This is a genomic window from Actinotalea sp., from assembly GCF_041597215.1.
Taxonomy (GTDB): domain Bacteria; phylum Actinomycetota; class Actinomycetes; order Actinomycetales; family Cellulomonadaceae; genus Actinotalea.
This window is the reverse complement of the sequence record NZ_JBFHHB010000060.1, coordinates 1-14,143: the sequence shown is the minus strand read 5'-3', so window position 1 is coordinate 14,143 and position 14,143 is coordinate 1. Positions and strand designations below refer to the sequence as shown.

Sequence of the window (14,143 nt, the reverse complement as noted above, 5' to 3'; positions counted from 1 at the left end):
TCGCCGTACCTGTTCATCTCGCCGTTCTTCATCTTGTTCTTGATCGTCGGGTTGTTCCCGTTGGGGTACACGGCGTTCGTCTCGGTCCACGAGTGGGGGTTGATCTCGGGGCAGGGGGACTACGTCGGGTTCCGGAACTTCGTCGACGTCCTGCAGCAGCCGCGGTTCTACACGGCGTTGCGCAACACGTTCAGCATCTTCTTGCTGTCCTCGGTCCCGCAGGTGATCATGGCGATCGCGATCGCGGCGATCCTGGACCAGAACATCCGGGCCAAGACGTTCTGGCGGATGGGTGTGCTGCTGCCCTACGTGGTCGCGCCGGTCGCGGTCTCGCTGATCTTCTCCAAGATCTTCGCCGACCAGTCCGGGATGATCAACGAGATCCTCGGCACGGTCGGGGTCGAGCCGATCCGGTGGCACGCGGACGTGCTGTCCAGCCATGTGGCGATCGCCTCGATGGTCAACTTCCGGTGGACCGGGTACAACACGCTGATCTTCCTCGCCGCGATGCAGGCCGTTCCGCGTGACCTGTACGAGGCCGCGATCATCGACGGAGCCGGGCGGGTCAAGACGTTCTTCTCCATCACGATCCCGATGCTGCGCCCGACGGTGATCTTCGTGATCATCACCTCGACCATCGGTGGCCTGCAGATCTTCGACGAGCCGCGACTGTTCGACCAGCTCGGTCAGGGCGGCGCGGACCGGCAGTGGATGACCTTGACGATGTACCTGTACGAGCTCGGCTGGGGTGCGCAGAAGAGCTTCGGGCGGGCCTCGGCGGTCGCCTGGATCCTCTTCCTGATCATCGTGGTGATCGGTGTCATCAACTTCTCGATCACGCGGCGGATCGCCGCATCGGGACCGACGGGAGGCAAGCGCTGATGTCCGACCTCAAGCGACAGGCCTCGGTGGCCTCCATCGCGCAGTCCGCCGGTCGCGGAGCTGCCCGCTCCGCCGCCCGCAAGCGCTCCCGCTCGGGCTTCGGCGCCGAGCGACGTCCGGGCTGGATCACCTACACCATCCTCGGACTGGTGCTGGCGATCTCGGCCTACCCGATCTACTTCGCGTTCCTGCTCGCCTCGTCCACCGCGCCGATCATCGCGCAGAACCCGATCCCGTCCCTGATGCCCGGCGGGCAGCTGTGGAACAACCTCACCCGGGTGCTGGACGCCGACATCCAGTTCTGGGAAGCGTTCGCCAACTCCCTGCTGGTCGCCACGATCACCGCGTTCTCGGTCGTGCTGTTCTCCACCCTGGCCGGGTTCTCCTTCTCCAAGCTCCGCTTCCGGGGCCGCGGGCCGCTGCTGATCTTCGTCATCGCGACGATGGCCGTGCCCACCCAGCTCGGCGTCGTGCCGCTGTTCATCCTGATGTCCCAGCTCGGCTGGGTCGGCCAGCTCCAGGCCGTCATCATCCCGGGCATGGTCACCGCGTTCGGGGTGTTCTGGATGACCCAGTACCTGGAGAGCGCCCTGCCCTACGAGCTCGTCGAGGCAGCCCGCATCGACGGCTGCTCCCTGTTCAAGGCCTTCTGGTACGTCGCACTGCCCGCCGCCCGGCCCGCAGCGACCATGCTCGGCCTGTTCACCTTCGTCGCGTCCTGGACGAACTTCTTCTGGCCGTTCATCGTCCTCGGCTCGTCCAACCCCACCCTGCCCGTCGCCGTCCAGCTCCTGCAGGCATCCTTCTTCAAGGACTACTCCCTGATCATGGCCGGCGTCGTCGCAGCAACCGTCCCCCTGATCGTCCTGTTCGTCTTCGCCGGCCGCCAGCTCGTCTCCGGCATCATGCAGGGAGCCGTCAAGGGCTGAACCACCACACGGCGACGGACGTCATCGCACAGGGTGGGTGGGGCCAGGTGCCCCACCCACCCTGCTGCGTCGCAGGGGCCGGGCTCAGGCCGACTCGCGCACCACGAGCTCGACCGGGAGCACCAACCGGGTCAGCCCCTCGGCGGCCGGGATCGCGTCGCTGGGGGCCAGCTGCAGGTCGGGACGGGCATGCGCGAGGAGCAGCCGCACCATCGCGCGGCCCTGGACCACTGTCTGCTGGCGGATCGTCGTGAGCGGGGGGTCCGCGGACGCGGCGACCTCGTTGTCGTCGAAACCGACGACGGCGACGTCCTCGGGGACGCGTCGGCCGGCGCGCCGCAACGCGGTGATCGCTCCGAGCGCCATGAGGTCCGATGCCGCGAACAGTCCGTCGAGGTCGGGCGCTCTCTCGAGCAGCCGCGCAGCAGCGGCCTCGCCGCTCTCCCGGGTGAACTGCCCGTGCTCGACGAGGGCGGGATCGAAGCGGTCGCCGAGCGCCGACCGGAAGCCCTCGAGCCGGTCGGTGCCGGCGGTCATGTCCTTCGGGCCGGCGACGGTGCCGATCCGCCGACAGCCGATCTCGCGCAGGCGCTCCGCTGCCAGCCTTCCGCCGTGCACGTTGTCGTTGTCCACGAAGAGCACGTCGAGGCTCGTGTCGTGCGGACGCCCGCCGATCACGAGCGGGAGCCCGGCGTCGACGACGGTGCGGGGGAGCGGATCCAGGGCCGCGTGCTCGGAGATCAGCAGGAACCCGTCGGCGGCGCCCGAGCGCACGTAGCGCTCGATGCGCTGGTGGTCCTCGTCGTTCTGGGCCAGCAGGATCACGACCTGTAGACCTGCCGCCCCGGCCTCCGAGGTGACGCCCCGGATGATCCCGCTGAAGAACGGGTCGCCGAAGACGCGGAAGTCGGGCTCCGAGACGACGAGGGCGAGGGTGTCCGTGCGGTTGCGCACCAGGGCCCTCGCGCTGAGGTTGGGCTGGTAGCCGAGCTCACGGACGGCTCGGTCCACGCGCTCCTTCATCTCCGCGTCGACGGTCGGCGCGCCGTTGACGACCCGGGAGACGGTGGCTCGGGAGACCCCGGCCAGCGCGGCGACCTCCTCGAGGCTCGGGCGCTTCGTACGGACCGACGGCGGCATGGGGCAGACCTCTCCGGGCGGCCCTGCCGCCCTGCTCGTGAGCCATGCTAGGGCGCTCGTGAGACTCGACGGTCCACCCCTCGGCCCGCCGCGTGGCGGACCGGGAGGACGTTGCCCCGAGGGCACGAGCGTGCCATGATGAGAGAGCGCTCTCTCATCGGAACGACATCCCTTGCCCAGTCCCGTCCTTGGGGCGGGACTCGCGAGGGAGCGCTCTCTAGGTAATCACGACGTGTTGGTCGACTCAAGGAGGAGCGCATGACCGCGCCGACAGCCCAGACGGACCGAGTGCTCGGTCACGCCGTCATCGACGGCTCCGCGCTCGGACTCGACGTCCGGCGGTACTACCGGATCGCGGGATACGACGCGATGCCGCCCTTCCTCATGACGATGGTCGGCGCGAGCGACCTGTGGGTCTTCCTGTCCAGCACCGGGGGGCTGACGGCGGGCCGCTGCGACGCGGATCGTGCGATCTTCCCGTACTACACCGAGGACAAGGTCGCCGACGGCGCCGAGCACACCGGCGGGCTGACCGAGCTCCGGGTGCAGGCGGGCGACGGGACGCCGGTCTGGTGGCGACCGTTCGACCGGGTGCGCCCGGGGGACGTCGTCCCCGAGCGCAACCTGTACAAGGACGTCCTGGGGACGACGATCGTCTTCGAGGAGTCGCGACGGGACCTCGGGCTGTGCGTGCGGGTCGTCTGGCAGACCAGCCGTCGCTACGGTCTCGTGCGCACCTGCCAGGTGACCTCCCTCGCCCAGCACCCCGTGCAGGTCGAGGTGCTCGACGGCCTGCAGAACCTCCTGCCGGCGGGCGCGACGGCGCAGACCCAGAACGAGCTCAGCGTCCTGCTCGACGCCTACAAGCGCTCCGAGCTCGACCCGGCCACGGGACTGGGCACCTACGCGATGAGCTCGAGCCTGACCGACCTCGCCGAGGCGAGCGAGTCGCTCTCCGCCTCGGTCGCCTGGCAGGTCGGCCTCCCGGTCGAGGTGCACCTGCTGTCCAGCGAACAGCGAGAGACCTTCGGCGCCGGCGGGGCGCTGCACACCGAGCTCGACGTGCGCGGCCGCCGCGGTGCCTACCTCGCCGCGAGCCAGTTCTCCCTCGCGCCCGGCGAGCGTCGGGAGTGGCGAGTGGTGGCCGATGTCGCGCTGTCCGCAGCGGACGTCGTCGCGATCGGCGCCGAGCTCGCCGATCCCGTCGCTCTCGAGGAGCGGCTCCTGGCCGACGTCGAGGCCACCCGCCGCGGGCTCGAGGTGCTGCTCGCCTCGACCGACGCCGCCCAGACCACGGGGGACGAGCTGGCGGCCGCCCACCACGGGGCGAACGTGCTCTTCAACGCGATGCGCGGGGGAGTGCCCTCCGGCGGGTACACGATCGACTCCGCCGACCTGCGTGACTTCGTCCGGCTGCGCAGCCCCCGGACGGCCGAGCGGTGTGCCGCGCTCCTCGCCGCGCTCCCGGAGCAGATCGGGCACTCCGCACTCGTGGAGCGCGCAGAGGCCGCGGGGGACGACGACCTCTGGCGGCTGCTGACCGAGTACCTCCCCCTGACGTTCAGTCGGCGGCACGGCGACCCGAGCCGGCCGTGGAACAAGTTCCAGATCTCCCTGGAGGACGAGCACGGCGCGCCGCTCCTCGGCTTCCAGGGCAACTGGCGCGACATCTTCCAGAACTGGGAGGCGCTCGCCTGGTCCTTCCCGGAGTACGTCGAGTCGATGGTCGCCGTCTTCCTCGACGCGACGACGGCCGACGGGTACAACCCGTACCGCATCTCGCGGTCGGGGATCGACTGGGAGGTCCCCGAGCCCGAGAACCCGTGGGCCAACATCGGCTACTGGAGCGACCACCAGATCGTCTACCTCCTCAAGCTGCTGGAGACCTCCGAGCGCTTCCACCCGGGCACCCTGCGTCGGTGGGTCGACCGTGCGGTGTTCACGCACGCGGACGTCCCGTACCGGATCGCCTCCTACGCCGAGACCCTCGAGGACCCGCGTTCGACGATCACCTTCGACGAGGTCGCTGCCCGGTCGGTCGCGGACCGCGTCGCGCAGGAGGGAGCCGACGGACGGCTCGTCCACGGCCCCGACGGTGAGCTGATCCACGTCACCCTCGCCGAGAAGCTCCTCGTCCTGCTGCTGGCGAAGGTGGTCAACCTCGTCCCCGAGGGCGGGATCTGGATGAACACCCAGCGCCCCGAGTGGAACGACGCGAACAACGCCCTGGTCGGCACCGGGCTGTCCGTGGTGACGCTCGCCTACCTGCGGCGCTACGTCGACCTCGTGCGGGGCCTCCTGGACACCGACGTCGTCCTCGGTGTCGAGGCCGAGTCGTTGCTGACCGAGGTCGACGCGGTGCTCACGGGCCACCTCCCGGGGACCCGCGAGGGCTTCGACGACCGCGACCGACGCACCGTCGTCGACGGGCTCGGCGCGGCGGGGACCGCCTACCGCGCGCGGGTCTACGCGGGGATCACCGGGCGGACCGTCCCGGTCGGCGCCGGACGGGTGCAGTCCTTCCTCGACGTGGTCGAGCAGTACGTCGACTCGGGGCTGCGCGCGAACCTGCGGCCCGACGGGCTCGTCCACGCCTACAACGTGCTGCGGATCGAGGACGAGGGTCTGGGGATCCGCCGGCTCCAGGTGATGCTCGAGGGACAGGTGGCCGTGCTCTCCTCCGGGCTGCTCAGCGCGACCGAGAGCCTCGACCTCCTGACCGCCCTGCGCCACAGCGCGCTCTACCGCGAGGACCAGCACAGCTACCAGCTGTACCCGGACCGGGAGCTTCCCGGCCTCCTGGAGAAGAACCGCGTGACGCCCGAGCAGGTGGCGACGTGCCCGGTGATCGACGCCCTCGTCTCCGCAGGCGACCGTTCGATCGTCCTGCGGGACGTGACGGGTGTGCACCGCTTCGCGGCGGGGCTGCGCAACGCGCGGGACGTCGTCGCGGCTCTCGACGCGCTCGCTGCCCGGCCGGACGGCGGGGGAGTCGTCGTCGGGCCGGAGGACCGTGCCGCGCTGCTCGGTGTCTTCGAGGACGTCTTCCACCATGCCGAGTTCACCGGCAGGTCCGGGTCGTTCTTCGCCTACGAGGGCCTGGGCAGCATCTACTGGCACATGGTGTCCAAGCTGCTGCTGGCCGTGCAGGAGATCCTCGAGCGTGCCGTCGCCGACGGCGAGCCCGCCGGCGTCGTGGACGGACTGCGGGCGGTGTACGAGGACGTGCGGCAGGGACTGGGTTACTGCAAGTCGCCTGAGGTCTACGGCGCCTTCCCGATCGACCCCTACTCGCACACCCCCGCGGGCCGCGGGGCACGCCAGCCCGGTATGACGGGCCAGGTCAAGGAGGAGATCCTCACCCGGCTCGGGGAGCTCGGCCTCCGCGTCGAGGCCGGTCGCGTCGTCGTGCGTCCGGTGCTCCTCCGCGACTCGGAGTGGACGACGGTGCCGGGGGTCTTCCGGTACGTGGACGTCGCCGGGAAGGAGCAGGTCCTCGAGATGCCGGCCGGGAGCCTGGCCTTCACCTTCTGCCAGGTGCCGGTCCTCTACCGTCGCGGCGGCGAGCTCGGGATCACTCTCGACCTGGCCGACGGCAGCAGTGCCGTCGTCGACGGCCCCGCTCTCCCCGAGGAGATCAGTGCGGAGGTCTTCCGCCGCACCGGTGCCGTCCGCGCGATCCGGGTGACCCTGCCGACGGGCTGATCGGCAGGGCCCGTGCGCCCTGCCCGAACGCGACGATGCCCCGGTCCTCACGGACCGGGGCATCGTCGTCGGCGCGGACGCCGCTGCGGTCAGCGGCCGCGGCCGCCGCCCATGCCGGAGCTCTCCACGCCGGCGGTGCCGGTCGCGACGCTGCTCGCTCCACTGGCCGATCCGCCGTGGCTCAGCCCGCCGAGGTCGTCGCTGCCCGCCGTCCCGCCGACCATCGCCGTGTAGGTCGCTCCCGCGACCACGTCGGCGGAGGAGTACACGACGGAGGCGTAGCTCTTGCTCGACGTGAACGAGGCGAGCACGGTTCCGTCGGCGTCGACCACGTGCACGACAGTCCCGGCCTGCTGGGTGGAGCCGAGCGTGAGGGCGACGAAGGACTGCGCCGAGTCGGCCGACGGCGTCGCGGCCATCCCCGACGAGCCGACGGCGATGAGCTCCCCGCCGCTGATGTCGAAGGTGCCGTTGACGTCGATCGACCCGTTGTTGTCCTGGGTCGGCCCGGCCACCACGACGGTGCCGCCGGTCATCGTCAGCGAGCCGTTCGAGTCGAGCCCGTCGCCACCCGCGTCGATCGTCAGCGTGCCGCCGCTGATCGTCACGAGCAGGTCCGGGTCGGCGGACTCGCCCGTCGAGGTCGTGTCGTCCGAGGACGAGGCGTTCACGCCGTCGTCGCTCGTCACGAGGGACGTCGCCCCGCCGGCGATCGTGATGTGCTCGGCCTCCAGACCCTCGGTCGCCTGGGTGACGTCGACGGTCCCGCCGCCGATGACCACGACGGCCTCGCCCTTCACGCCGTCGTCCTGGGCGGCGACCGTCAGGCTGCCACCGGCGACGAGCACGTCGGTCTGGGCCGTGACCCCGTCGTCGCCGGCGGTCACGGAGACCTCCGCGGCGTCGAGGTAGACGTAGCCGAGGGTGGCGTCCTCCTCGTTGTCCGACTTCAGGGCGTCGCCACCGGCGGTGACGTCGATCGTCCCGCCGAGCAGGACCAGGTCGTCCTTGCCGCGGATGCCGTCGTCGACGGCAGTGACGGTGATGGTCCCCGACTCGATGACCAGGCCGTCCTTGCTCGTGATGCCGTCGTTCGCGTTCCCCTCGACCACCAGGCTGCCCGTGCCGGTGAGGGTGAGGTCGGCCGTCGAGTAGAGGGCCGCGTTCGGCTCGTCGGTCTCGGCGTCGGGGTAGGTGCTCGCGTCGGACAGGTGGTTCGTCGAGCCCTCGGCGAGCACGACCACGACGTCCTCGGCATCGGTCACCTGCAGGGGCGAGGTGGTCGAGCTGCTGAGGTCGGCGCCGTCCAGGACCAGGACGACGGTGCCGTCGCCGCTGCTGTCCACGACGACCGAGCCGTCGGTCAGCGTGCCGGTGATCGCGTACGTGCCGGCCTCGCTGATGGTGACCGTGCTGCCGTCGACCTCCGCGCCGTCCCCGTCGATGCTCGCGCTCGACCCGTCGAGCGTGATGCTCGTGCCGGCCTCGACGTCAGCGCTGACCTCGCTCGTGTGCCACGCCGTGTTCGCGGCGAGGACCTCTGCGACGCCTGCGGAGATCTCGCTCGAGGTCTCCACGCTCGTGGTCGTCACGACGCTCGTCTCCTCCGTCGTCTCCGTGGAGGCGGAGGTGGAGGTCGTGCCGGTGGAGCAGGCGGTCAGCAGGCCGGCGAGGAGCGCTGCGGGGATCAGGAGGCGCGCGGTGGTGCGTCGCATGGGACGGTCCTTACGTGGGGGTGGGGGTGGGTCAGGCCGCGCGAGGGGCGACGTGCCGGTCGAGGACTCGGCGCCAGGGCTGGGCCGGCAGCTCGGGGTGCAGGACGGCCATGCCGGTGCCGTACTTGGAGATCCGGACCGGCCGGATCCCGTGACGCCACAGGAGGCGGTCGGTGGGGGAGGCGGCGGAGCCGGTCTTCGTCTCGACGATCGCCAGTCCGCGCAGCGGGTGCTCGGCGTCGGTGCGGGGGTCGGTCCACACGAGGTCGGTGTCGATCGTCGTCCGGCTCGCCGGCCCGCCGTGCTGACCGGGCACGTGCAAGGTCGTGCGGCGGTAGGTGCTGACCAGGGTCGGGGCGAGCGGTCCGTCGAGCTCGGCCACCCGGTGCCCGCCCAGGGCGCCGGAGGCGAACTGCCAGGCCGGGGCGGGAAGGGAGTCGGGGCGGTCGGTCGCGTGCTCCTGGCGGGTCTTGATCGTCGCTCCGCGCGGACCGCGGGTCTTGACCTCGACCCAGCAGGACCCCGTGTCGAGGTAGCTGCGGGTACGGACCTTGAAGCGGTCCCGACGCCGGCGTGCGGCGCCGAGGTAGCTGCTCAGGCCCGGGGTGTCGAAGTAGACCGACGCGTAGGCGAAGGCGCGCTCGCCGTCGATCTCCAGGACGCGTGTCCCGGGGTCCATCGCCGCCAGGACGTCGTCGAGCCGGTCGAGGGACACGAGGTACTTGCGGTCGATCCGCGTCTGCAGGGCCGCGCTGTCGTTGAGCTCGTCCAGGCTCAGCGGTGCGAAGCGGGCGATCCCTGCGGAGAGCTCGTCGGTGCCGTGCAGGGTGGGGGTCAGCGTGGTCATCGCACTGCTCCGTTCTCCAGGGTGGCGGCTGCTGCGGTGCTGCGGGAGGCTGCGGCGTCGAACCGGACGTGCACGGTGGTGGTGTCGTTGACCAGGTCGAGACGGCTGACGGCCGCGTGGTGGACGCGGGCCCCGAGCATTCCCTCCAGGTGGGCGACCAGGGCGGCCTCGTCGGTGATCGCCCGGTCGACGACGACCGTCTGCTCGCGGTAGCCGGCCAGGAAGCCGGGGGCGTCGGCGATCGCGATGACCGTGACGATCAGTGTCATGAGGCCGACGCTCAGCAGGATCGAGGAGTCGCCCAGCCCGCCGAGGAGGCCGAGGGCCAGCGCTGCGAAGTAGTACGCGACCTCGTGCTGCTCGAGCTCGGTTGACCGCAGCCGGATGATCGACAGCACGCCGAAGAGCCCGAGCCCGAGTCCTGCCCCCACCTCGACCTGCGCCAGGACCCCGGCAACCGCCAGGACGCCGACGTTCACCCCGAGGAACGCCACCACGAGGTCGCGGCGTCGGTGCCTCGGGAGGTAGAAGCCGAGAGTGAGGACGCTGATCGCGACCAGGTCTGCGGCGAAGAGAACGTAGGCATTCATGGTGTGCTCCAAGAGGAAGGGGCGGTCAACGTGTGATGACCATTAGGCCGATCGCGCCTGAGAGGATGCTGTGGGCCGCCTGAGGTTGCTGTGTGCATCGCTCAGGGAGTCGCGTCGGCCGGTGAAGACCGAGCTGCGCTGGACCTGGAACCCGAGGACGAACAGCGCGGCGTCGGTGGCGACCTTCGCCGCCAGCAGGGGCACGCCGATCGTCGTCAGGGCCCACAGGGAGCCGTAGCCGGCCGCGCCGAGCACGGCGACCAGCACCCAGTAGCGCGCGGCCTGGTGCAGGAGCGTCGCGCGCTGGCGGCGGCGGAAGACCCAGTGCCGGTTGACCAGGAAGTTCACGGTGGAGCTCACCGCACGTGCTGCCACGACGGACCCCAGGAGGTTCCCGGTCAACGCCATGAACGCCAGCAGGGCCGCGGCGTCCACCGCGAAGGCGATCAACGAGGAGGCGCTGAACTTCAGCAGGGGTCCATAGATCCGCGCGGAGTCCACGACGGGGCGGAAGTGCGAGGAGGAGTTCTCGTCGAGGTAGACCGTCGCGATCGGCAGCTCGTCGAGCGTCATGCCCTCCTGGGCCGCGCGCAGCAGAGCCACGAGCTCGTACTCGAACCTGTCCCCGGGGATCGTCAGCAGCCAGGGCAGGGTCGTCGCCGGGTAGGCGCGCAGCCCGGTCTGGGTGTCCTGGACGGACACCCCGGTCGCGGCGCGGAACGCCCAGCGCGTCGCGGTGTTCCCGAACCGGCTGCGCAGGGGCACCTGTCCGGTGAACTGCCGGGCCCCGAGGACCATGTCCGCGCCGGTCTGCTCCGCGCGGTCCGCCACGGCGAGGATGTCATCGACGGTGTGCTGCCCGTCGCAGTCGGCGCAGACGACCCCCTGGCCCGGGTAGGTGCGCAGCACGTGGTCGAAGCCCGTGCGCAGCGCCCGGCCCTTGCCGAGGTTCGCGGGGTGGGTGAGCACGACCGCCCCCGCGCGCTCGGCCGCGTCGAAGACCTCGCGGTGGGCCGGTCCGCTCCCGTCGTCCACGACCACCAGCGGCAGGTCCGGACGGGCGGCGCGCACGGCGCGCACCAGGCTCACGAGTCGCTCGTCCGGCTCGTAGGCCGGGATCAGGGTGATCATCGGATCACTCCTCGACGGCGGAGCTCAGGCCGCCGATGTAGAGGATGTCGGAGGTCCCGCGCTCGGTGCCCTTGCCGAGCGGGTCGTTGACCAGCTCGCCGCCGAAGACCATCGTCGAGGACCCGCCGCCGTCGAGGTTGTAGGCGGTCTGCGCACCCAGGTCCTGCATGATCTCGGCAAGGCCGGTCATGGTCACGCCTGCGCTGTACCCGGGGCTCCGGCCGTCGACCACGACGACCACGAGGTGGTTGTCGTCGATCACGCCGATCGCGGTGCGCGGCTGCTCGCCCTGGATCGAGTGGTTGCCGATGTTGGTGTCGACCTCGACCTCGTCGATCCCGTCGAGGATCTCGCCGTCCTCGAGCAGTGCGGGCCCGAAGGACAACGTGTTCCACACCCCGGCGTCGACCAGGTCCTGCGCCGTGGTGCTCGTCTCGTCGTAGACCTCCACGTGCCCGTCCCGGTAGAAGGCCAGGCCCTCCCGGGCTCCCTCGTCGCGGAACACCACGCCGTTGCGGATGACGATCCCGGTGTCACGGAACCCGTAGTAGTCACCGTTGACGGCGAAGACGGCGTCGTTCGCCGCGCCGATCTCCGAGGTGGTCTCGATGATGTTCGTCCCGAAGGAGTTGTCCGCGAAGGCCGAGCGGAGCACCGTCGCGTCGGAGAGGAGCAGGTCCGCGACGTAGTAGGTCACCGTGTCGTCGCCGGAGCCGGTCGTGACGGTGCTCACCGTGATGCTCGCGTCCTGAGAGGTGTACGTGGTGTCGGTGAGGACGCCGGCAGAGGCGGTCGCGTCCGCGTCGTCTCCCGTGTCGGACGCCCCCTCGTCGCTCGTCGTGGTGGACGTCGCGCTCTGGGCAGCGACGTACGCGTCGACGTCCGCGATCTCCACGTGCTCCACGACGAATCGGTCGAGGGCCCACGCCGTCGCGCTCCCTCCGGCGAGGACGACGGTGAGGGCGGTGGCGACGACGGCGCGCCGGATCCGGCGGCGGGGGCGGATGGCTCTGCTCATGGACCGTGTCTACGCAGCGAGCATGGAACGAGCGTGTGCTGCCGCTGTGCGCCGCCTGAGCGTGCGCGGGCGCGAGTGGGACCATCGGCCCGAGCGCACTAAGGTAAGGCTCACCTACAGTGGAGCCAGGTACGGACCTGCGGACGGAGACATGATGACGGCCACGGCGCTCGAGGGCTCGTCGGGCACGACGACCCCGCGCACCACGACGCTGACCTCGCTGCGTCGCGGCGACGGCGCGCGGGTCGTCGGCATCGACGCCGGGTGCCCCCTTCCGGTGATGCAGCGCCTGTGCGAGCTCGGCTTCTGCGCCGACGCGCCCATCGAGTGCCTGCGCCGGGCACCGTTCGGCAGCCCCACCGTCTACCGCGTCGGCGATGCGGACCTCTGCTTGCGCAAGGCCCTGACCGACTACATCCGGGTCGAGCTCCCGGCGTGAGTCACGACCACGGCGGTGGTCGCAGCGCGGCACCGGTCGCGGCCGACGCGGTCGTCGCTCTCGTCGGTGCACCCAACGCCGGCAAGTCGAGCGTCTTCAACCGACTGACCGGCCTCCGGGTGCGCACGGCCAACTACCCCGGTGTCACCGTCACCCACTCCGCGGGGACGGTCGCCGACGGCCACCGGACCATCGCCCTCGTCGACCTGCCGGGTACCTACGGGCTGACACCGGTGAGCCCGGACGAGCACGTGGTCCTCGACCACCTCGAAGGACGGCTCCCGGGGACGCCGGCGCCCGATGCGCTGCTCGTCGTCGTCGACGCCACCACGCTGCGCCGTTCGCTCTCCCTGGTGGCGCAGTCGCTCGCGACGGGACGTCCCTGCGCCGTCGTGCTCACGATGACCGACGAGCTCGACGTCCGCCGCGGCCACCTCGACGCCGCGGCGCTCGCGACCTCCCTCGGCGTCCCGGTCTTCCCGGTCGTCGGGCACCGCGGCCGGGGGATCCCCGAGCTGCGCCGCGGACTGCTCGACTGGACGAGCTGGGAGGCGCCCGTCCTTCCGCCTCCGGTGGACGATCGCGCCGAGCTCGACGGCTGGATCGCCTCGGTGGTCGACAGGGTCGGCTACCGGCCGCCCGGGCCGCCGTCCGCGAGCCGCTCGATCGACAACGTGCTGCTGCACCCCGTGTGGGGTCTGGTGACCTTCGCCGCGGTGATGGTGGCGTTCTTCCAGGCGATCTTCAGCCTCGCCGCCCCGCTCCAGGGCTACGTCGAGACCTTCTTCGGATGGCTCGGGGGGCTGGCCGCGGCGAGCATCCCGATCCCGCTGCTCGCCGACCTGGTGAGCACCGGGCTGATCGGCGGGATCGGCGGGGTGCTCGTCTTCCTGCCGCAGATCATCCTGCTGTTCACCCTGCTGTCCTTGCTGGAGAGCGTCGGGTACCTGGCGAGGGCTGCGGTCCTCATGGACCGGATCATGGCGGTCAGCGGGCTGGACGGGCGGGCCTTCGTCTCCATGCTGTCCTCGATCGCCTGCGCCGTGCCCGGCATCATGTCCACCCGGACGATGCCCTCCTCCCGCGACCGGCTCGCGACGATGCTGGCCGCGCCCCTCATGCCCTGCTCGGCACGGCTGCCCGTGTACCTCCTGCTCACCGGGTTGCTGGTGCCCGCCGACGCGCGCTGGGGCCCCTTCGGCCTCCAAGGTCTCGCGCTCTTCGCCCTGTACGTCCTGGGTGGCGTCTCGGCGATGGTCGTCGCCTCGGTGCTGCGGGCGACCGTGCTGCGCCGCGGCGGGCTGCCCTTCTACCTCGAGCTCCCGCCGTTCCGGGTGCCGACGGCGCGCAGCGTCGTGCAGTCCGTCTGGGCTCCGGTCCGGGTCTTCCTGCGCAAGGTCGGCACGATCATCCTGCTCGCGAACCTCGTGCTCTGGGCCCTGCTGACCTTCCCCGACCGCAGTGCCGAGACCGAGGGGATGGCCCCCGCGGAGGCCTCGGCGTACACGCTGGACCACAGCTATGCGGCCACGGTGGGCAAGGCGGTCGAGCCCGTCTTCGACCCGCTCGGCTTCGACTGGCGGATCAACATCGGCCTCGTCAGCGCGATGGCGGCCCGTGAGGTCTTCGTCTCCACCCTGGGGCAGGTCGCCGCTGCCCAGGACCCGGAGAACCCGCAGGACGTCCTCCGCACGATGACCTTCACCGACGGCGAGCGGGCGGGGGAGCCGGTGTTCACGGCGCCGAC

Annotated in this window: 11 protein-coding genes; 5 read left to right on the top strand and 6 right to left on the bottom strand. The window is 71.1% G+C overall.

Annotated features, from left to right (window positions below; translation table 11 throughout):
• On the top strand, nt 1-882 hold an 882-nt coding region (locus ABWK99_RS06250; protein ID WP_372593842.1), incomplete at its 5' end, for a carbohydrate ABC transporter permease.
• A complete protein-coding gene (locus ABWK99_RS06245; protein WP_372593841.1) occupies nt 882-1,811 on the top strand; it encodes a carbohydrate ABC transporter permease in 930 nt (309 codons plus the stop codon). The genes ABWK99_RS06250 and ABWK99_RS06245, both read left to right, overlap by 1 nt.
• Before the next feature lie 84 nt (nt 1,812-1,895).
• Here ABWK99_RS06245 and ABWK99_RS06240 read toward each other — a convergent pair whose 3' ends face one another.
• The gene (locus ABWK99_RS06240) at nt 1,896-2,951 is read right to left on the bottom strand and encodes a LacI family DNA-binding transcriptional regulator (protein ID WP_372593840.1); all 1,056 of its coding nucleotides are present in this window, start codon (nt 2,949-2,951) and stop codon (nt 1,896-1,898) included.
• Between the two features lie 258 nt (nt 2,952-3,209).
• Here ABWK99_RS06240 and ABWK99_RS06235 point away from each other — a divergent pair, with 258 nt between their 5' ends.
• Nucleotides 3,210-6,656 (top strand): hypothetical protein, encoded by a 3,447-nt coding sequence (locus ABWK99_RS06235; RefSeq protein ID WP_372593839.1) that lies wholly within the window; start codon nt 3,210-3,212, stop codon nt 6,654-6,656.
• Nucleotides 6,657-6,745: 89 nt separating this feature from the next.
• On the opposite strand, the gene ABWK99_RS06230 is transcribed toward ABWK99_RS06235, so the two are convergent.
• Genes ABWK99_RS06230 through ABWK99_RS06210 form a run of 5 tightly spaced genes read right to left on the bottom strand, consistent with a single transcriptional unit; the run spans nt 6,746 to nt 11,957 of the window.
• Nucleotides 6,746-8,371 (bottom strand): carbohydrate-binding domain-containing protein, encoded by a 1,626-nt coding sequence (locus ABWK99_RS06230; protein WP_372593838.1) that lies wholly within the window; start codon nt 8,369-8,371, stop codon nt 6,746-6,748.
• Between the two features lie 31 nt (nt 8,372-8,402).
• Entirely contained in the window at nt 8,403-9,218 is an 816-nt protein-coding gene (locus tag ABWK99_RS06225) for a polyphosphate polymerase domain-containing protein (protein ID WP_372593837.1), read from the bottom strand.
• Nucleotides 9,215-9,808 carry a DUF4956 domain-containing protein gene (locus ABWK99_RS06220; RefSeq protein WP_372593836.1) on the bottom strand — a complete coding sequence of 198 codons (594 nt, stop codon included), beginning with the start codon at nt 9,806-9,808 and terminating at the stop codon, nt 9,215-9,217. The genes ABWK99_RS06225 and ABWK99_RS06220 overlap by 4 nt, the downstream gene beginning before the upstream one ends.
• Nucleotides 9,809-9,850: 42 nt before the next feature.
• Nucleotides 9,851-10,939, bottom strand: a complete 1,089-nt coding sequence (locus ABWK99_RS06215) for a glycosyltransferase (RefSeq protein WP_372593835.1) — start codon at nt 10,937-10,939, stop codon at nt 9,851-9,853.
• 4 nt (nt 10,940-10,943) lie between these two features.
• A complete protein-coding gene (locus ABWK99_RS06210) occupies nt 10,944-11,957 on the bottom strand; it encodes a phosphodiester glycosidase family protein (protein ID WP_372593834.1) in 1,014 nt (337 codons plus the stop codon).
• 151 nt (nt 11,958-12,108) lie between these two features.
• On the opposite strand from ABWK99_RS06210, the gene ABWK99_RS06205 reads away from it, so the two are divergent.
• Nucleotides 12,109-12,396: a ferrous iron transport protein A gene (locus ABWK99_RS06205; RefSeq protein ID WP_372593833.1), complete on the top strand. Its 288-nt coding sequence runs from the start codon at nt 12,109-12,111 to the stop codon at nt 12,394-12,396.
• Nucleotides 12,393-14,143, top strand: a 1,751-nt coding sequence (locus ABWK99_RS06200; protein WP_372593832.1) for a ferrous iron transporter B, incomplete at its 3' end; no start/stop codon positions are given. The genes ABWK99_RS06205 and ABWK99_RS06200, both read left to right, overlap by 4 nt.